The following is a 21,460-nucleotide window of genomic DNA, read 5'->3' on the forward strand; positions in this document are numbered from 1 at the left end:
TTTTAGTATGCATTATATTAGAAAAATTAATTGAAATTATTATTACATTTTTTAAATTAAAATAAGTTTGATCCCTAACTGACATGTGAAGTGCAACACTTCAATGTTACATTAAACTCTCGACTTTGAAATATAAGTTGAGAGTTTTTTGTTTTAAATATTTTCTTGATACATTTGGTAAGCTGTTTTATAACCAAACATTTTTCTTGGGATGTTGTTTACTTTTCATTCAAGAGTTTTTATTTTATCTTCACTTACTAAACTGAAGTCAGTTCCTTTTTTATATCATCTTCTAACTATCCCATTTATGTTCTCGTTGGACCCTCTTTGGAATGAAGAATAAGGTTGGCAATAATAAACTTTAAAGTTGAATTGTTTTGCAGTTATTCCCATCATTTGAAACTCTAACCCATTATCAACAGTGATGCTTTTTATTGGGAGTTTTTCATCTCGAATAATGGTATACATTTTAGCCATCATTGATCTAGCGTTTTTCCCTTTTATTTTTCTAATAATTGCCAACCTTGTTTTTCTTTCTACTAATGTTAATAAGTGGTAATAACCACTTTGCCTTTTACTAACTATTAGATCAGCTTCTCAATGTCCAAATTCTTTTCTATTGTTTATCTTTTCTGGTCTTAGACTATAAGGAATGCAGTATTTTCCATAAATTTTAGAAAATATACCTATTTTTCTTCTTTTTTCTTTAACATATTTTCTTCTTAAACAATCTCTTCTTTGTATCTTTCAAATCTTGCTATTGATTCATCTAAATACTTGCCTAGCACTTGGAACTTTAACTAATGGATAGTTTTCTTTTATTCAAAAAATTGTAGCTTCTACACCATGAGATTTAGGATTAAATTTTTGAATAAAAAGATCTGTGAAGTTTTTGTACTTCAACATAAAAAACATATGACAATTTGATTTTCTTCTAATGTATTTTTTGTGAGCAGATGATGAATAATAAATTCCTGCTGAAGATGTGTTTCTCTTCAACTCTCTTGATATTGTTGATTTGTTTTTATTTAAGATTTTTGCAATCTTATTCATAGAATATTTTTCTTTATTTCAAAGAAAATAAATTAAGCATCTTTCTTCTTTTGTTAAATGTTTATAAGTTTTCATAAGCACTCCTAATATTCATTATCTTTTTATTAGTGAACACTTACAAACAAAACAAATGAAGTGCACACTCTTTTTCGAGTGTTGCACTTCACATGTCAGTCGAGCAACGAAAACCAAGTTAAAAAGATTTTTAAAAAAGTTTATTTTAATTATTTGAATTTGTTTGTAATCGAAATTGCTTTTCAACAACAAACTCTATTATTTAAAAATAATTATAAAAAATTGTTGATAAAGTTATTTAAAGTAGACGATAAAAATTAATATTTTTATTGCGGTTGATTATTACTTTTTTTAAAAATAAAATTATATTAAGTGTTATTAATTATTGTTTATCTTAAATTCTTAAAAGAGGTTTGTATGAATAAAAAAAATAAATTATTATTTGCTTTATTACCTTCTATATTTACTGTGGGGGTTTTGTCATCTGTTGTTGCTATTTCTTCAACTACTAAAATAAACCAATTTTTTAATGATGAATTTGTTTCAAAAAATTATTTACCAGAAAATTCTAATCCAGAAACATTAAAAGAAGAATATCCATTAGTTGCATCACAAGCTAATGGTCAAAATGCATATTTATCAGCAAAAACAGGTCCTATAGTTTATTGAGGAGATAAAATAACTTCTTTGGATTGATTTGGGGCTGAAAGATGAACTGTTGATATCAATAGCGTTCTAACATCTCCAACACATAACGGAGATTGAAAAAGAGCTTGATTTAATTGAGATTATGATAGAGAAAACGATGTTCTTTGAATTTTGACTGCTGGTAATTGAAGAACTAATGATAATGTAAATCAAAAACTGATAGCTATTGATGTTAAAACAGGTAATGACTATTTTTCTAATTCAAAACCACAAAAATATACTGAAATTTCTTTTCCATATAACAGAACAGATGTTAGATTCTTATCTGTGTTAAAGTCAGGAGATATTTTGATGTATGGTGGTGCCAGACTAGGTACAAACTCAAAAGCTTATCTTTACAAAAAGAAAGAAAATAAAATTAGTGAAATTCCTTATGATTTCACAAATTCATTAAACTCCATTAATACTCAATCTAAAGATTTTACTTGATATTTTTTTAATTTAATTTCTATTGGAAATAATCTTAATATTGCTGAATTTGTTCAGTTCCCAACAGGAGCAAAATCAAATTTTGATGTTTATGGAATACTAGTGGATGATAATTTAAAAGAAGTTAAAAATGGAGTTTGAAATAGTCCTAAATTAATTGCAAATGGACTTGAGGGATTTAACAATAGACAAACAACCCCACAAAGAGATTACTATTATCTTACAAATGGTACTGTTGTTACAGTTTTATTCAATAAACTTGTTTTATTTGATCCAAAAACTACAAATATGAAAGTTTTAAGACTTACTAATGATATAAAATGAGTACAGTCTTGAACGTTTGATGCTAGTGATAATTTGTATTATAAGTATAGAAATGATACTTCCATATATAAAATTAATACATCTAATATTCAGTCGACCCAAAATGATAATCTTTTAAGTCCTACTACATATTTTGATATAAAAGGTGCTGTTAACAATAATGTAAATAAATATGCTGATAATTATATTCTTTATAATGTCCATGGTTATACAGGACAAATTATGATGATAAATTCTCGTTATAAAGAAGACCCAAATTTTACTGAAATTCCAGAAAGCGAAATATTAGAAAAACAATATGGGTTAGCTGTAGCTATTAGTGAAAATAAAAACGAACAAGATAAAGGTGATATAAAAGGTCTTTTAAATACTGAGAATGCTTTTTTACAAGCAGCCAATTTTAAAATAAAAGATGATGTTTTAAGAAACAAATTACCATCTGAAATAACAAGTAGTGATTTTGATTATTTAAATGAAAGTTTTTTAACTAAAAATAATTCATTAGATGAAAACGGTTCACTTAAATATCCTCAGTTTACAAAAGAAATAGATGACAAAATAGGATATTTAAAAGTACAAGTTAATCTAGATCAAATTCCATGATTTGTGACAAATGGACAAATGCCAAGTGATATCGCTCCTAAAACATTAACTTTTGTTTCTAATGATGCTAATAAAATTAGTACAAGGGTAACTTGAAAAAATGAAAATCTAGATTATGACTTTAAAAACACTTTACCTAGTAAATTAACAATAGATGATGTTAATAGATTTGATCCTTTTTCAATCAATATTCAATCTCAAAATACGAGTTTAAACAAAGTATCATATCCAAATAAAAAGTATGAAATAATTAGTGCTAATGATACAGATGGGAAGGTAAAAATAAAAGCTGTTTTTAAATATATCCCATTAGGTGTTGATTTAAAAGCATCAAATGTCAAAACATATGAAGAAGAAAAAGAATATAAAATATTTAGTTCTAATGATCATAGAGATTTTAAATTTATAGGAAAAAATGAAAATAAAGAAGAAAATATAAAAGATATTCCTGAATTGAAAGAATTAAGTTTAGCTAATTTACTACCATCATCATTTAATACAACAGATACATCAAGTATTCTGAGATTTATTAATACTGAAAGTTCTTCAGGGTATCCTCTTAGTAAAATGATATTTAACATAGAGCCAAATGATACTAATGGAACAATAACTATTACTGGTAAACTTCCACCAAACTATTATCCAAATGAGGAAAATAAAGTTTTTACAAAAACATACATAGGTTTAAATAAAATTTCAGACTATAGTTTTAATGTAAATAAACAGGGTAAGATTTTTGAAAAGAAAAAATATAGACCATCAGAAATTACAGAACAAATAGTTTATGAAAAATTTGTTACTTATAGAGGTTTCAATTCATCCGATTTATTTTTAGATTTGATTCCAAATGATGATACAGGAGAATTGGTTTTAAAGTTTAATTTAAATTATAGTTATCCTGAAACTATAGCTAAAGCTTCTGGTTTTATTAAAAGTGATAATGGTTATTATGTAAGAGAAGATAAAATTTCTGGATTTAAAACTAATTCTGAATATCAAACTCAATATGAAGTTAAATTTATTGATGATAATAGCACTAAGTTGGATGATATAAAAAAATATACACCAAAACAAATTGAACAATCTTTAAATAAAACAGAAAACGATGTTTTGGAAAAAGAATCACCAAAACTTGTTATTAATGGTGAAGAAATTAAAAACGAAAAAGATTTACCAATTTCTGTAATAGATAGCCTTGGCTCAAATTTACCTAAAAAAGAAGACCTTAAGTCTAATAGTGTAAATAGTTTTGAATATAATGTTTACTATAATGATCCAAATGGTGAAATAACAATTAAATTAACATTTAAAAACATTGATGGTGTTAGTGGAGATTTAGTATTTATTCAGAGATTTACTGGATTTGCAAAAGGTAATCAAGTAACAACAAATGACATATTATCTTTTAAAACTCAATCAAGATTAATGAGTGATAATCCAATATTTAAACAAACATTACCTAGTGAATTAGCTAGTAAATTAGAAAGTGATTCAACCAAAAAAGAAGAAATTAAAAAATATATTAGTTATTATTCTGGTGCATATGCAACAGCAATTGATAGCAATAAATTTAAACTTGAAGTTACAAGTGATGATATATATGGCTATCTAACTATAAAAATAATTTTTGATCAATCAGATATAACTGATAAAAATTCTTTACTTACATACACTGTAACTTATAATGGTTTTGCTACAGAATAAAATTCTTTTTACTAAATTTATAACTAGAACAAAAACAATAATTTGTTTTGAGTTCTAGTTTTTTATTTTCATAATTTAAAAAAAGTTTTTGTTATTAAATTATTTTTGTTTTTATTTATTTAATTTAATTTTTTCTATTTTTTTTAGTTCAAAAATGATTAATTTTATTTTTTATTAAGAACTATTGCTTTTTATTGTTATCATTGCAAATTTATGTATTATTAAAAATAAATAATTTAGTTAACTATTAACTAAAAAAAGAAAGGAAGGAATATATGATAATTAATAGTTTAGAATTAGATAGAAAAGATGGGAATGATAATCCTAGAAATCCTAAATACGTTTATAAAATAGATAAAAGAGATCCAAATTATGTATTTCAAAATGGATTTACCGCTTGAGGAAGTAATGATGATTTTTTTGCTTATGTAGCAGGATTTATAAATAATTATAAATTACCTGAATTTTTTAGAAGTTCATTAATTTCTGTATTTCCTACAATTGAAAATGCTTGTACTAATTTTATTAGTTCAGTTAAAACAAATTACAATGCAGAAAAATACTACTTATATAAAATTAGAGCAGATAATGAATACTACAGTACAACAAAAACAATGATGCATTATTTGCCCACATTAGTAAAAAACTCTGGTTCAAAAGATGAATCATTAAAATTTGCAGATAATGTTTTTAGATTGTTTACACATAATTTTCTGTGACAAAATGATTGATTTAAAATTGGTACTATATCAAATGAAAGTATTATTTCAGCAAGAGAAATTATTGTCACTGACTTAAATTGAGAATTAATGGGTAGAAGCACAGATGTTAAAGAAAATTATAAAAATATGATAATTGATGACAAAGAAATTTTTAATGTCTATTATGATATATGAAATACCACTGGAAATGTAAAACCATGGAATCCACCAGAACCAAATTTAAAAAAGTATCTTGAATCAGATTATGATGACCCAGATGCAGATGAGTTAACTGTTTACTATAAGAAAATGGAAAAACCAAAACCAGTACTTTATTTATCTAGATCTTATTGAAATTTGAATTCAATGCTTTCATCTGTAACACCAACTCCAAGTTTACAACAGCTAGAACTTGAAAGAGATGATTTAGAGCTTCCAAAAATTAGTGATTATAAAGAAGATCTTGAGGGATTCAACCACTGTAATGTTGCAAATGTTTTATATCAAGTTCATAATTGAGAATTAAATGATAGTGATTCAAGAATTAGAAAAGATCTTGATGACATTGAATTTTCAGACATTATATTTACAAATAAAAGTTTTACAAGAAAATATAAAGTTAATTTTCAAGTTCTAGATAATGGTGGTTCTTTTATTGGATTAAAACTTTTAAGTGATTCTAGATCTGAAGTAGAACTTTCAAAAAGTCCTACAAAACAATTAACTAGTTCATACTATGATGCTTTTTCTAGAATATCTTTTAGTGATTATAAGTATCCAGTAAGTGTATCTTTTGGACCAATTATTAATCAATTTAATTTAAATAGTACAAGATTAAGAATTGGTTCGTTAATTCAAAGTGTAAATGATGATTTTCAAAAATGAAACTATCAAATCTATGATGAAGTAAAAGATAGTGATGGTAATACTACAAGAGCACTTATAAAATTGTTACCAGTACATAAAAAATACCAAAATCTTGGATTGGTTGTTAGAAAAGAAAAATGAAATGACACAGATGATTATCCAATGTATCTTTTAAACTTAGAAGATGTAGCTAGTGATGATAGTTATGAAGAAATATTTTTATTAGTTTCAAGAAATGATACATCTTTAAAAATGTTACAAAAACAACCATCATTTGATGAACTTGTTGATCTTAACTTAAGATATGTAATCAAGGGAACATCATATTCTTTTGATATGTATGATAAAGGATCTTGAAGTTATTTTAGATGAGTATATAACCAATTCTTTTATGACTTAAGAAGAAAAAGAATTTATTGAATTGATAATAAATTAAATGTTTTTGCTTTATATAACAATAGAAATGAAAATGATAATTGAAATTGAGCTGAATGAAAAAGAATTTATAGCTTAGATATGGATAATGATGATCCAAGATATAAATGATATTTCATTTATAAAGAAGATATTGAAGACCATGAAGGTGTAAAAGAATCTAGATGAATTAGATCATATTACCATAATGATTGATTAAAAGTTGCAACAGGAACACATTTTGGAAAACTATTTACATCAAAATATGATGAAGAAAGTTATTCAGAAAAAACATTTTTAATTGATGGAAATATTTATATATAAGAAAGGAACAATAATTAATTATGAACAATCCAAATAGAAATAGTTATGGTGCACCTAGATTAGTTTATAGAATTGATTCAAGACCTCCAGAAATTGTATTTAGAGATGGATTTGTAGCTTGAGGAAGTAACACAGATTTTTTTAGACACATATTGGGAGTTATTCAAAACCCTTCACTACCTTATCATTTAAGAAGTGTTTATGTATCAACAACTGATTCACCAGATTCAGCGCTTAGATTTTTTGCAGCAAGATTTTCTAGTCGTCATCATTTTAATCAACCAGATAATCCTCACATAATGTATTTATATGAAATAAGAGCTGATGAATCTTTTTATAGTACAATGGCAACTGGAAATAGATGTTTAGAAATAATAAATCAAAATAGACATAGTTTATCAAATGATGCTGCAACACTTGCATGAGCTGGTTTAAGAGCACTATTTTATGATTTTGCTTATCAAAGAGAATGAATTCATGTTGGAAATATTTCACCTAGAAATATTCGTTCAGTTCATAGAGTTCAAGCTGTTCCAGTTGATCCAAGATATGCAAAATATAATAGAAGAACACATAATTATCCAACTTATGCAACAGTTCGTCTTGAAAGAGAAGAATATATAAATCCAAATTATGTTGATGGTTTTACTTATGCTAACCATTTACCACTAGAAATTACTGTTACTCATAATGAAGTAGGAAGAACAGATTTTACAACAAAATCATATACAACTGCAGGAGCTCATTTTAATTTAGGACCACATCCTACACCTCCAAGTTCTGGGGCAATAGGTGGCGTATCGTTAAGAGCTTTTTCAAATACAACAACAGCTATTGTTGGAACAGATCCTTCTGGACCAGATATTTCAATGGGTTTTGCTTGTCCAACAGCTGGTTTAAGTTCAGTTGTAGCAACATTATCATCATATAGTAGATCTAAAAGAGATGCAGATAATAATGAAGAAGATTATGATTACTATGATGAGTATGGTGTACCAATTCAAATTTCACCACTTGTAGAAAATTATAAATACTCTTTTTTAGCAATTGAAGAAATAGAAGAAGAATTAAAATTAATTTATGTTAAACAAAAACCAGACATTATTAAACAAAAGGTATTATTTACAACAGGTGGTAATTCATACTTTGCTTTAAAAGCTCAAAAAGATAATGATCGTTTTAATGCTATAGGTGTTGAAGAAAGTAATTTAGATTCTGCAACTGATATTTTTTATGATGCTCATTTAAGATTAACAACTGAATTAGATGGAGTTCATTATCCAGTTTCTTTAACAATAAATTATTCTAGGGAATTATCAGAAAAAACTTATGGAGTAAGTTTTGAAACAAGTAGCATTAATAATGATGATCAAAAATGAGTGTTTAATTTGTATGATTATCAAAAAAATGAAACTCAACTTTGATTTACTATAGATAGTGTAGAAAATAAAAATATGTGTTTATATCTTGATGTACATAGTAAAGAATTAGTACTTAGAGAAAAATTTAATAATAATTTAAGATATAAAATTTTATATGTTGTTGTAAGTAAAGATAAAACTGAACATACAATTTTAAGAATCCAAAAACCACTAAATAATTTAATTGACATGGGTTTAGAATGAGTAAATCCTAACAACAATAATATTTATAGACTTAATACAGGGAATAGAAAATTCTATACTGATATAAAAAATGTTAAATATAAATTTTTCTATGATTTAGAAACTTTTGAAATTTTAGATCTTGAGGATAAAACAAAAAGTTTTGCATTATATAATAATTCTTTTGAAAATGAATATTATACAGTCAGATGAGTTGATGTATATCCAAATCAAAAAAGACCTTTTGATAAATATAGATGATATCTAAAAACTTTATATTCAGATGAATATAAAGATTTAACTAGAAAACAAATTGTATCTTTTGTAGGTAATAATTTATTAAGAGTAAGTTGTGAAGACAATGATACTTTTGCTTGAATATTTCTTGAAAACCAATACAACAAGATGAAAAGCGACACTACTTTTAGATTGAAAAAGAAAAATTTATTCTAATAATATATTTAAACAATATAAACTATGACTTTAAATGCATACTAAAACTAGTATGCATTTTTATTTTGAATAGATACACTAATTTTAGTTACTATTTTAATCATAAAAAAATAATTACTATGTTAACTTGATATAAGTTAAAAAATAGATAATTTTATTTTGGTTTAAGGTTGTTGAATATAAATGATTTTGTCTAACTACTTTTAAAAGAAAAATGTTATTTATAATAATATTTTTCTTTTTTATAAATATTTTTGTTATCTGTTTAATAGTTTAATTTGCTATCTTTTCAATTTTTTTAATTTGATAATACAATATTCTTATAAAATCTTTTTCTTATAAATATATTTTGTTTTTGGCCTTGTGTCTTTCTTTTTTCAAATGTGAAAAGTAGTTTTTAAATATTTCTTTTTATAAACTTTAATCTAGCCATTATTTATTTTTGAAAATAAAGGTGTTGATCATTATTGGCCATGAAAAGATTATTGCTTATTATTAATTGTTAGATTTAATAAAACCCTTGTTGAATATTTTTTATTTTCAGTTATTATTTTTAATCTTTTATTTTATAGATATATGTAAAGATTTATGTATTTTGTATTTTTTAATTTATTAGAATGATTTATTAATTTTTTTATAAGTCTTTTAAATGCGCTTAATTTGTTATTAAAGTCTTTTTAAAATTACTTGTTGCAAGTATCAATTATTTTTTATATATCATTTTTAAATCATTTCATATGTTTATGATTTTTTGTAAAAGAACAATAAAACAAAAAACAGATCATCTAAATGTTCTATTAAAATTTGTTCTGAATATAATGATTTAATCAATTTATTAATTATTTGTATATTGCACTATTAATATTTTGATTACAAGATTAAAATGTTTTTCTTTATAATTTTTGACATATCTTTTACATTGCTTTGTTAACTTTTTAATTATTAGCAAAAGTTATTAGATAATAACTTTTTTTATTTTATATAAGATTGTTGATCTTTTTAAATGCTTATAATTAAAAACTTTTATATTTGTTTATTAATTTTAAATGTATCATTTTTCACTTATTAAATAATTTCACTTTGATAATTTATGTAAACAAATTTATAAAAAAAAGAAGTGTTTAGAACTGGCAGAATTTATAAACTAATTATTTTAGTAATAAAATTTTTTTGTGATACTATGAATTCAGCGAGGTGAATTATGCCAATTTATTGATTAAATCTTATATTAAATTAGTTTATGAAAAATATTAAAATAGAAAGCAAACCTCTAATAAAAAGAAATGTAAGATTAATGGAGGTTTTAAAAAATAATGATAACTATGAATTATCTTTTTTAGTTAGTTCAAATAGAAACTTTAATATAAGTTTAACAAAAAAAGAATTTGATATTTTTAAATTAATAAACGGCACTAATTCAATAAACGAAATTGTAAAATTATCCAATAATAGTTTTAATGATATTTTTCAATTGCTTCAAAAATTTGATGAAAAAAAAGTTCTGACATTTTCAAGTCAAAGTAATAATTTTCAATTTGATTACCATGATTTATTTTATGATATGTCATTTAAAAAAAATAATTTTATAAATGAAAAAATAATAAATAAAAGAATATTAGTTGTTGGAACTAATGAAATAGCAAATAATGTTATTTTGTTATTAATGAAAATGGGTATTAGAGATTTTGTTTTAGTTGATAAAGATATTATAGAAATTTCTAATTTAAGTATTCCATTTTTATATGACAAAGAAGATGTAGGGAAAGAAAAAAATAATATTCTTAAAAGAGAAATACTAAAATTTGATAAGCACGCAAACATCACTCTTTTTAATGCAGAATTTAATAACAATATATTTGATAAACTAAGTAATACTAATAGTTATAAAAAAATTGACTTTGCAATAGTTACAACCAGTGATCCTGTTACTATAGCTATTGATGCATATGAAATATTCACAAAATTAAATATTCCATACACAACAGTTTGTCACTTAAATGATTTTTCTATTTTTGGTCCAATAATATATAGAAAAAATGAAATGTATGAAAAATATATTGAAACAACAAAATTAAAAAATAGAAAACCCAAAGAATTTATTGTTCAAAACAAAAAACACCAATTGCTATCATTTGATTCAATGAATATGTTTTCTGCATCTAATGTGATAAGTGATATGGTTAGATTTTTTAATGATATTAATTCTGCATTATCATTTGAGAAAAAAATAATTTTTAATTACAATACCTTTGATAAACAAGAAATATCATTCATTAACACCAAAACTAAAATAGGTATATTCACTTCTTCAAGTGACTTATCAAGTAAATTACCTAGAAGAGTAAATAATTCTAAAAAGATTTTAGAACAAGAAGGATATATAGTTAATCTTGGAAATCTTTGAAATAAATCAATAGGATATACTTCTGGAAATGCAAAGGAAAGATCTGAAGAATTTAATAATTTGTTATCTGATAATGATATATTGATGTCGATGATTGGTGGAATGAATAGTAGCTCTATATTACCATATATAGATTACGATAAAATAATGGAGCGCAAAACAAAAATAGTTGGATATTCAGATACAACTGCTATTTTATTAGCAGTTTATAAAAAAACAAAAATACCAACATATTATGGACCAGCATTATTACCAAGTTTTGATGAACAAGATTTTATAAAGAGGTGAAATCTAAATTCATTTAATAAGTATGTTGTAAATAACCAAATAGGAATAATTGATAATCCAAAATTATGAACAGAAGAAAAAATTGATTGATTTAATTTTGAAGATGAAAAAGTTAGCAAAGAAAACTACATTAAAAAAATGCAAAAAAATAAACTATATTCCTATAATGATGGTGTTGTTATTGGAAGATTAATTGGTGGAAATTTAAATACAATGGTATCTGTTTATAACACTGAATTTATGCCTGAAATAGTAGAAGGAGACATTCTTTTTATTGAGGATTCAAATAAGTCAGTTGATGAATGTGAAAGAAATTTTGCTTTTTTAAAAAACTCTAAAATCCTTGATAAAGTTTCTGGTGTTATATTGGGTAAATCTGAAAATTTTAATAAAATGTCATCTAATGAAACATATGAATCACTATTTATGAAATTTTTAGATAGAAAAATACCTGTATTAACTAATTTTGATTCATCTCATTGTCAACCAATGAATGTACTAAAAATAGGTGGTAAAGTAAAGTTGGATACATTTAATAAGCAAGTAACATTGTTAGAATAAATGTAACAATATTTATTATTTGTAATAAAACATAATTCAAAAAAACAATAAACACATAATGCTATATTATTTAATTTGTGTTTGATAAAAAAGATTTTGTTCACATAATTTTAAAAGGGAAATGTTATTTTTATATTAACATTTCTTTTTTAAATAAATTTTTATTACATGTTTAATAGTTTGATTTTATATATTTTTATTTTGTTATTAGATATTAACAATTTCTTATAAAACATTACACTTTTTATAACCATATTTTGTTTTATGTCTTTATTTTTATAAATTTCAATTCAAACATTACTTATTTTTAAAATAAAGAGATTGAATATTATAACTATGAGAAGTTAATTACTTGTTATGTGAATGTAAAACTTAAAAAATCTTTGTTAATTTTTTTCTATCATTTATTATTATTTTTAATCTTTTGTTTTATAAAGTTATGCAGTAACATTTATGAATTTTGTACTAGCTTTTGAATTACAAGATTACAATGTACTTCTTTATATTTTTTGCATCTCTCTCTTACATTGCTTTGTTAATTATTGGTAAAAGTTTTTAGCTATTAACCTTTTTATTTTCTATGTAATTATTAATCTTTTTAATTTTATAAATTAAAAACTTTTACATTTTTTTATTTATTCTAAATGTTTCATTTTTCACTTGTTAAATATTTTTGCTTTCTTGATTTTTTATAAACAAATTTATAAAGTGAAAAATCATTTAGAACTAAAAAGCATAAGATAAAATATAGTATTTTTTTAATTAAAAATAGAGTTATATATTATAATATTTACATAACAAAATAAATAATAAATATGATGCAGCATATTTGTGAATCCAAATATGTTGTATCATATTTTATTTACAGAGAGGGATAAATGAAAAAGTTAACAATTAAAAATTTGCATACATCTATTAACGATAAAGAAATTTTAAAAGATATTAATTTAGAAATTAATGCTGGAGAGATTATAGCTGTTGTTGGTCCCAATGGACATGGTAAATCAACATTAGTTAAAGTGTTAACTCACCACTATATGACAGAAATTACTAAGGGTAATATCTTAATTGATGATCAAGATATTGAAGAGTGGGAAACCGATGAAATATCAAGAGCTGGTTTGTTTTTAGCTCCACAAACTTCAGAAGAAATTCCTGGTGTTTTAATGATTGATTTTTTAAAAACAATTATTAATGTAAGACGTGAAACAAAAATATCACTTCCAGAACTTTATAAATTAATTCAAACAAATATTAAATCTCTTGAAATGAATAATGATTTATTACATAGATTTGTTAATCAAGGTTTTTCTGGTGGAGAAAAGAAAAAATGTGAAATACTACAAATGAAATTAGCTAATCCTGATTTTGTAATGCTTGATGAAATTGATTCTGGATTAGATGTTGATTCATTAAGGATTGTAGTTAGAGAAATAAAAAATTGGTTTGATAAAAATAAAGCTTTAATTATTATTTCTCACCATGAAAAACTATTTAAAGAAATTATTCCTACAAAAGTTATTGTTGTATACAATGGTAGAATTGCTAAACAAGGTGGTTTTGATATTCTAGAAAGAATTTATAAAGAAGGTTATTCTTGGGTTGCTAAAGAGTTAGGAGACAAAAAATAATGTCTTCAAGTGTTGTGTTTTTAGATGATAAAAATTATAACCATACAATTAAAGTTAAAGATAAAGAGATAAAAGAACTTTTTATTCTAGATACTTTAAAATCAGATGTTAACCTTCATATAAATATTGATATAGAAACAAACTCAAAAGTTGATATAGTTATATCTTCATTAAATCTTGAAAATCATAATAAAACTTTTAATGTTTTAGTTAATCATTTGGGTGATGAATCAGAAAGTTATTGCCAAGTGTTTGGCGTTAATAAAGATAATGCAAAAACAACTTTTAATCTAGAAGCAATTATAAAAGATACTTCTAGGGGTAATTATTGTGAACAAGCAATAAAAGGAATTTTATTATCCAATTCTGCTGTAATAGAGGGAAAACCAAATTTAATTATTAACACCAATAATATTAAAGCTAAACATGCTTTAGCGATTGGAAGACTTAATCAAGCTCATATATTTTATTTACAAAACAAAGGCCTTAAAAAAGGAGATGCAATAAAATTAATTTTATTAAGTTATTTTAATGTTGTTTTGTACAAACTAGAGGATGAAAAATTAAGGGAAGAAACAGTTCAAAAAATATATAACACTATTGGTAAAGTGGAGTAATTTATGGAAAATAGATGAAGAAATAAAATTGATTGATTTGCAAATAATAGTGATTATGTATATCTTGATAGTGCAGCAACAGCACTTAAACCAAGAAGTGTTTTAGAAGCAATTAATTACTACACAAATCATATTTGTACAAATCCACATAATGATGATTCACAATTTTCACATAGACCACATATTGTTATGGAAGAAACAAGAACTTTATTAAGTGAAATATTAAATTGTGATAGTAAAGAAATAATCTTTACTCCTGGTGGTACATTTTCTTTAAATATGGCAGCATCATCTCTTGAGGATTTTTTATCAAGCGGAGATGAAATCATATTAACAAATGCAGAACATGCATCAAACATTTTGCCATGAATGGATCTTGCTAAGAAAAAAAACTTAAAGCTAATTTTTGCAGAAACAGATTTTAGCAACTCAAATATATATGAAAATGACATAATAAATAAAATTACTCATAAAACAAAAGTTGTTGCTTTTGCTAATGGTACAAATCTTATAGGTCATGAAATAGATGCAGAAAGATTGTCTAACTTAATAAAATCTATAAATAATAATATTTTTATTATTGTTGATGCTGTTCAATATTTAGCTCATAATAAAATGAACTTAAAAAAAGCATCAATTGATTTTTTAGCTTGTAGTGCTCATAAAATGATGGGACCAACAGGAATAGGTGCATTATATATAAATAAAAATTTAATAAATTTCATAAAACCAAAAATTGTTGGTGGTGGAATGAATGGTGAAATTAGAAGAGATTATTATACCTTAATGGAAGGCAATCTTAAGTTTGAAGCAGGTACTCCAAACATTATGGGAATATATGGTTGAAATGCTGCTTTAAAGCTTTATGTTAATACAGATTTTGAAAAAGAAAGAGAAAGAATATTTGAATTAAAGCATTATCTTGACTCGAAATTAAAATCTATTAATAATTTAAAAATTTATAATATGGGAATAAATTCTTTTGTTACAATTTTCTCAATTGATAACGTCTTTAGTCAAGATTTAGCTAATTATCTTGGTAATAACAAGATAATTGTAAGAAGTGGTTTATCTTGTGCAAAACTTGCAGATGAAATTATCAATTATCCACATGTTGTAAGAGTATCTATGCATTTTTACACTACAAAAGAAGATATAGATAAACTTATTGACGCATTAAAAAAATACAAGAAAGGGGATGAACTTGATGGACTCGTCTAATGAATCAATGGTTTTTAGACAAATGATTTTAGATCATTATGAAAACCCTATAAATAAAAAAATTGATGATGATGTCATAAATACTTATAGTAAGTATAATTACAAATCTGAATCTTGTATTGATAATCTTACAGTTTATTTAAAAATAGAAAATAACATTGTTAGAGATGCTCGTTTTGATGGAATAGGATGTGCAATAAGTACATCATCAACAGATATATTATGTGAAATGATAAAAAATAAAAATAAGAATGAGATTAAATTAATTTTAGATAACTATTTTTCAATGATTAATTCAGAACCATATGATCAAACAATTATAGGCGATCTTAAAATTTTTAAAAATGTAAACCAACAATTAAATAGAATTAAATGTGCTTTAGTGGGGGTTAATTCAATAAAAAATATTATTGATAGTAATTAATTATGATTGATAAAAAAGAAATAAATATTGAGTATGAATATGGATTTAATGATGGTGATAATGCAATTATTAAATTTGAAAAAGGATTAAATGAGGAAGTAATTAGAAAAATTTCTAAAATAAAAAATGAACCTGACTGAATGTTGGAAATAAGACTTAAAGGTTATCAAGAATTTTTAAAATTTAATAATCCTAAATGAGGACCTAATTTAGATTTCATTAAATTTGATGATTATGTGTACTATACAACATCATCTAAGAAAACAGAATCTTATTGAGAAAAAGTTCCACAAGATATAAAAAACACTTTTGAAAGACTTGGAATTCCAGAAGCTGAAGCTAAATTTTTAAATGGTGTTTCAGCACAATATGATTCAGAAACTGTATATAAAAAACTGGAAGAAGAACTTGAGCAAAAAGGTGTGATATTTACTAATGTTGAAACAGCAGTATTAAAATATCCTGATCTAGTAAAAAAATATTTTGGAAAATTAGTTCCAGCAAATGATAATAAATATGCAGCATTAAATACTGCTGTTTGATCTGGTGGTTCATTTATATATGTTCCAAAAAATGTTGAATTAGAAAAACCACTTCAAGCATATTTTAGAATTAATGGTTTAAGTTCTGGACAATTTGAAAGAACCTTAATTATTTTAGATGAAGGTGCAAAAGTTCATTATGTTGAGGGTTGTACAGCTCCAGTTTATAGTGAACATAATTTGCATGCAGCAGTTGTTGAATGCTTTGTACATAAAAATACCAACTTAAGATATACAACAATTCAAAATTGAAGTAAAAATGTTTTAAATTTGGTTACAAAACGTGCTAAAGTATATCGTTCAGGTAATATGTCTTGAATAGATGGTAACATAGGTGCTGGAATTAATATGAAATATCCTTCAAGCATCCTTGCAGAAGAATATGCATCAAGTGATTGTATTTCAATTGCTGTTGCATCTAAAAATGTTGTACAAGATGCTGGTGCTAAAATGATTCATTTAGCTCCTAACACAAAATCTAAAATTATTTCAAAATCAGTTTCTCTTAATGGAGGGGATACAAGATATAGAGGATTTGTTAAAATCGCTAAAGATGCAATTAATTCACATGCATCTGTTGAATGTGATACTTTAATCCTTGATGACATATCAAGAAGTGATACGGTGCCAGTGGAAATAATTGGTAATAAAGAATCTTTTTTAGAACATGAAGCAAAAGTTTCAAACATTTCAGAAGAACAGTTGTATTATTTAATGGGGAAAGGTTTGAGCAAGGATGAAGCTGAATATCTAATTGTATTAGGTTTTTTAGAACCATTTGCCAAAGAATTACCAATGGAATATGCAATAGAGTTAAATCGTTTGATAAAATTGGACATGGAAGGTTCAGTGGGGTAAAATCCCACTATGTCTCCTAGTAGCTCAATTGGTAGAGCGTTTGTCTTCGGAACAAAAGGTTGTGGGTTCAATTCCTATCTAGGGGGCCAATTAATAACTATTGTTTATTTTTTTATAAAACTATTAGCACCTATCTTTTGTATGTTATAAATTTAGGTGCTTTTTAGTTCCCAAAGATGTAGGAAAGGAGTGTTATGATGAATGAATTAGAGCTAAGACAAAAGTTTGAAAACAATATCAACAAAGTAGTTACAAATTTCAATAGTATATGCCCAGATAACGAAAGCAAACTCTCTTTTATAAAAACAGCTATTAAAAGTGATAACATGTTAGAAATGTTATCTTCAGAAAATACTAAACTACTAAAAGAAGCTATGGAAGCATTTATTGATTCAGCTAAAGTCACTGAAACAAGAAAAATGCAGCAAGCAATGCTTATGCCACTTCTTGCTAAAATGTTCAAAGATACACCATTTAGTGAAATGAAGTCATACTTTGAACAAGACTCGAAAATGTATAGCTTATTTTGTATGATGTTTGTAACTTTTAAATATGAAGAAAGTTTAAAAAAACACGGGGAAGAACATCATAAAGACATATTGGCAGCACTTGATAAATATGTTTATGGAATAACATCTTTATAGACAATAAGTTATAATCTAGTAAGTATTATTAAATTTTAGGAGTAAAATTATGAACAAAATTTCAAAAATTATTTTATCTGTATTATGAGCTTTAACAGCTATTTCAACATTAGGAGTTGGTGCTTATGTATTAGCTGATGTTAACACAGCATGTCAATGAGCTTGATTCTTACCAGCAATTGTAGCTTTTGTTTCATCAGTTGCTACAGTAATTGCAAAAGCAGTTTCAACTTCAAAAAAAGCACACCAAGCAAAAATTGCTACAAAAGCTTAATTTAATATCTATTTAAAACCAATAAACGTTCACCTAAAGGTGGGCGTTTTTATTTAATAATTTTTTTATTTTTATTAATTTGTTAAATCTATATTAAAATAAATTTAACTTTTATTTTATGGGTGATAATAATGACTTTCTCAGTTGATGTAATGGGTTTTGAAAATGATATTAGTGAAGCTATAAAAGCTTGTAGAAAATTTGTTTCAAAAAATAAAGATGTAAAAATAATTCTTGTTGGTAATAAACAAGAAATTCTTTCTCATTTAAAAAATGAAGAAGAGTTTGAAATAGAAGATGCTAGTGATGTAATTAAAATGACTGATGATCCAATTAGTGTAAGAAACAAAAAAGATAGTTCTATGTATAAAGCAATAGAATTAGTTAAAGATGATAAAGCTCATGCAGTTTTGTCAGCTGGTAATACTGCATGTTATGTTTTTTTAACTCATTTATTGTTAAAAAAATTAAATAAAATATCTAAAGCTGGTTTTATGCCTTTTATTCCAACAAGAAATAATGTTGGTTTAAATATTTTAGATGTTGGAGCTAATAAAGAAGTTTCGCCAATTGATCTTGTTAATTTTGCAATTATGGGAAATGTTTATGTGAAAGAAACAAGAAATATAGAAAATCCTAAAATAGGGTTAATAAACATTGGAACTGAAGATAATAAAGGTTTAGATTATTTAATAGAAGCAAATAAAATGTTAAAAGAAAATAAACAATTAAATTATGTTGGTTTTATTGAACCTAGAAATTTAATTGAAGGTGAAGTTGATATAGCGGTTGCAGATGGTTTTGTTGGAAATATTGTTTTAAAAACTCTTGAAGGTACAAGCAAAACAATTAGTAGATCTTTAAAAGACCAATATAAAAAACCATGAAATTGGCTTGGATTATTATTTTCTATTTTTGCATTAAAAAAAATAAAGAAAAAATTTGATTATAAAAACAATGCAGGAGCATTTGTTATTGGATTGTCAAAAATTGCTTTTAAAACACATGGTAATGCTGATTTTAAACAATTTTACAGTTCGTTAAGAATGATGAAAGAAACTATTGATAATAGTGTTTTAAAGAAAATTGAAAGTGAATTTAATTAATGTACCCCGTTGAATCATTACTTAGAAAACTAGGTATTAAAACAAAAAACAAACACTATTATATAGAGGCATTAACACATAATTCATATAAAAATGAAAACCGTAAAATTGATTATACATATCAAAGACTAGAATTTTTAGGTGACGTTATTATTTCTAAAATTATTTCATGCTATTTATTCTATAAAAAACTTGATGAGCAAGAAATGACTGAAATTAGGAAAATGTTAGTAAGTAGTGCAACTTTAAAAAGAGCAAGCGATGAACTTGATTTAATAAATTATGCATTTCTTGGTAAGGGAGTAAATATAGAAACAGATACTGCCAAAATTCGTGAAGATATTTTTGAATCATTAATGGGAGCTATTTATTTAGATCTTGGCGAAATTAAAGTATATGAAATTTTAAAATCAACATTAATCAAATACTATGAATCAAATAGATTAAATAATGTTATTGATTATAAATCAAAAATTCAAGAGATTTTTCAAAGTGGTATGGCCACAGATAAAAAAGTAAAAAACAAAATTCTATATGTTCATACAGAACTTGAAAATAGAAAATTCAAATCTACATTATCTTTTAATAATGTTATTTATGGTGTTGGTATAGGCAATACAAAACATGAAGCTGATATTAATGCTGCTAGAATGGCATATGAAAAATACCAAAGGTAAAATCAATAATTACAAATATTAAAAATACCTACTTTATCTTTAGATTAATTTCTTTAGAAAGTAGGTATTTTTATATTATTATTCACACATTTTCATTGAATTATTAAATCACTCAATAAATTTGTTTTCATCTATATCTGTACATATAGTTACATTTGGAGTTTTATTTAATTTATTTTTTAAATCTATTATTGAATGGCCATAAACATATGTCTTTGTTGTTTCTATATCCACAAACACTTTTTGCGTAGTAAATATCTCTGGTTTGTCCAAATATGTAATAACAGTTGGATCATACATTTTTAAACCAGTTTGTAAACTTCCACCTCTATAGTGCTTAAATAGGTTATAAAAAATTTCACCTGTTTTGTTTAAGTTTTTAAATTTTTCACAATCATCTTTATATATTAAAGATTTCATCCCTATTTCTAATGGAACTATGACAATATCAAGTTTTGAATCAATTACTATTTTTGCAGCTTCTGGGTCTATATAAAAATTAAATTCTGCACTTGGAGATGAATTACCTCTATTAATTGCTCCACCCATTAATACAATTCTTTTTATTTTGTGTTTTACATCTTTATATAAAGATAATAACAATGCAATATTTGTTAGTGGTGCTAGTGCTACTATTGTGATTGGAGTGTCTGATTCTTTTAATATTTTATAAATTTCATTTACTGCATGATTGTTTAAACAAGATTTAATAGGTTTTTTAAAATCATATCCGTCCATTCCTGTATTTCCGTGAACACTTTCACAAGTTTCTAATGTATTTATTAGTGGAGATTCACTTCCTTTTGCAACTGGGATATCCTTTTTGTATTCAGATAAAATTTTTAATGCATTTGTTGTGGTCTTTTCCACATCTACATTTCCAGCAACTGTTGAAATTAATTTGATATCAAATTTGGGATTATGTAAAGCAAAAATAATTGCTATTGCATCATCTATTCCTGGATCTGTATCAATTATAATTTTTTCTTTTTCCATAATATTCTCCTTATTTTT

At 24.5% G+C, this 21,460-nt stretch carries 15 protein-coding genes and 1 tRNA gene; 14 read left to right on the forward strand and 2 right to left on the reverse strand.

What is annotated here, in order from left to right; genetic code table 4:
• Nucleotides 1-153 precede the first annotated feature (153 nt).
• Complete coding sequence (locus tag EXC57_RS00935) at nt 154-1,128, reverse strand: IS30 family transposase (RefSeq protein ID WP_129692520.1); 975 nt, start codon at nt 1,126-1,128, stop codon at nt 154-156.
• A 357-nt stretch (nt 1,129-1,485) separates the two neighbouring features.
• Here EXC57_RS00935 and EXC57_RS00940 point away from each other — a divergent pair, with 357 nt between their 5' ends.
• The 14 genes from EXC57_RS00940 to EXC57_RS01005 all read left to right on the forward strand — a co-directional run bounded on the left by EXC57_RS00940 (nt 1,486) and on the right by EXC57_RS01005 (nt 20,446).
• Nucleotides 1,486-4,836 carry a lipoprotein 17-related variable surface protein gene (locus EXC57_RS00940; RefSeq protein WP_129692524.1) on the forward strand — a complete coding sequence of 1,117 codons (3,351 nt, stop codon included), beginning with the start codon at nt 1,486-1,488 and terminating at the stop codon, nt 4,834-4,836.
• A gap of 275 nt (nt 4,837-5,111) precedes the next feature.
• Entirely contained in the window at nt 5,112-7,142 is a 2,031-nt protein-coding gene (locus tag EXC57_RS00945) for a toxin subunit s1 (RefSeq protein ID WP_004025446.1), read from the forward strand.
• Nucleotides 7,143-7,162: 20 nt separating this feature from the next.
• Nucleotides 7,163-9,199 (forward strand): hypothetical protein, encoded by a 2,037-nt coding sequence (locus EXC57_RS00950; protein ID WP_129692729.1) that lies wholly within the window; start codon nt 7,163-7,165, stop codon nt 9,197-9,199.
• A gap of 1,240 nt (nt 9,200-10,439) precedes the next feature.
• Nucleotides 10,440-12,452: an LD-carboxypeptidase gene (locus EXC57_RS00955; protein ID WP_129692525.1), complete on the forward strand. Its 2,013-nt coding sequence runs from the start codon at nt 10,440-10,442 to the stop codon at nt 12,450-12,452.
• A gap of 878 nt (nt 12,453-13,330) precedes the next feature.
• On the forward strand, nt 13,331-14,083 hold the full coding sequence (gene sufC / locus EXC57_RS00960; protein WP_004025442.1) for a Fe-S cluster assembly ATPase SufC: 753 nt from the start codon (nt 13,331-13,333) through the stop codon (nt 14,081-14,083).
• Entirely contained in the window at nt 14,083-14,700 is a 618-nt protein-coding gene (locus EXC57_RS00965; protein ID WP_004025441.1) for a SufD family Fe-S cluster assembly protein, read from the forward strand. Before sufC ends, EXC57_RS00965 begins: the two co-directional genes overlap by 1 nt.
• Before the next feature lie 3 nt (nt 14,701-14,703).
• Entirely contained in the window at nt 14,704-15,921 is a 1,218-nt protein-coding gene (locus EXC57_RS00970) for a cysteine desulfurase (protein ID WP_004025440.1), read from the forward strand.
• A complete protein-coding gene (gene sufU, locus EXC57_RS00975) occupies nt 15,908-16,345 on the forward strand; it encodes a Fe-S cluster assembly sulfur transfer protein SufU (RefSeq protein ID WP_004025439.1) in 438 nt (145 codons plus the stop codon). The genes EXC57_RS00970 and sufU overlap by 14 nt, the downstream gene beginning before the upstream one ends.
• Before the next feature lie 2 nt (nt 16,346-16,347).
• Nucleotides 16,348-17,745, forward strand: coding sequence for a Fe-S cluster assembly protein SufB (gene sufB, locus EXC57_RS00980; protein WP_004025438.1), 1,398 nt, complete (start codon nt 16,348-16,350; stop codon nt 17,743-17,745).
• Between the two features lie 13 nt (nt 17,746-17,758).
• A tRNA-Arg gene (locus EXC57_RS00985) sits at nt 17,759-17,834 on the forward strand.
• 108 nt (nt 17,835-17,942) lie between these two features.
• Nucleotides 17,943-18,389, forward strand: a complete 447-nt coding sequence (locus EXC57_RS00990; protein ID WP_004025437.1) for a DUF1951 domain-containing protein — start codon at nt 17,943-17,945, stop codon at nt 18,387-18,389.
• Between the two features lie 49 nt (nt 18,390-18,438).
• A complete protein-coding gene (locus EXC57_RS00995; RefSeq protein ID WP_004025436.1) occupies nt 18,439-18,663 on the forward strand; it encodes a hypothetical protein in 225 nt (74 codons plus the stop codon).
• A 131-nt stretch (nt 18,664-18,794) separates the two neighbouring features.
• Nucleotides 18,795-19,769 (forward strand): phosphate acyltransferase PlsX, encoded by a 975-nt coding sequence (gene plsX / locus EXC57_RS01000; RefSeq protein ID WP_004025435.1) that lies wholly within the window; start codon nt 18,795-18,797, stop codon nt 19,767-19,769.
• A complete protein-coding gene (locus EXC57_RS01005; protein ID WP_004025434.1) occupies nt 19,769-20,446 on the forward strand; it encodes a ribonuclease III domain-containing protein in 678 nt (225 codons plus the stop codon). The genes plsX and EXC57_RS01005 overlap by 1 nt, the downstream gene beginning before the upstream one ends.
• 78 nt (nt 20,447-20,524) lie before the next feature.
• Here EXC57_RS01005 and rihC read toward each other — a convergent pair whose 3' ends face one another.
• Nucleotides 20,525-21,442 (reverse strand): ribonucleoside hydrolase RihC, encoded by a 918-nt coding sequence (rihC, locus tag EXC57_RS01010; protein WP_129692527.1) that lies wholly within the window; start codon nt 21,440-21,442, stop codon nt 20,525-20,527.
• Nucleotides 21,443-21,460 lie beyond the last annotated feature (18 nt).

The organism is Malacoplasma iowae, from assembly GCF_900660615.1.
Taxonomy (GTDB): domain Bacteria; phylum Bacillota_I; class Bacilli_A; order Mycoplasmatales; family Mycoplasmoidaceae; genus Malacoplasma; species Malacoplasma iowae.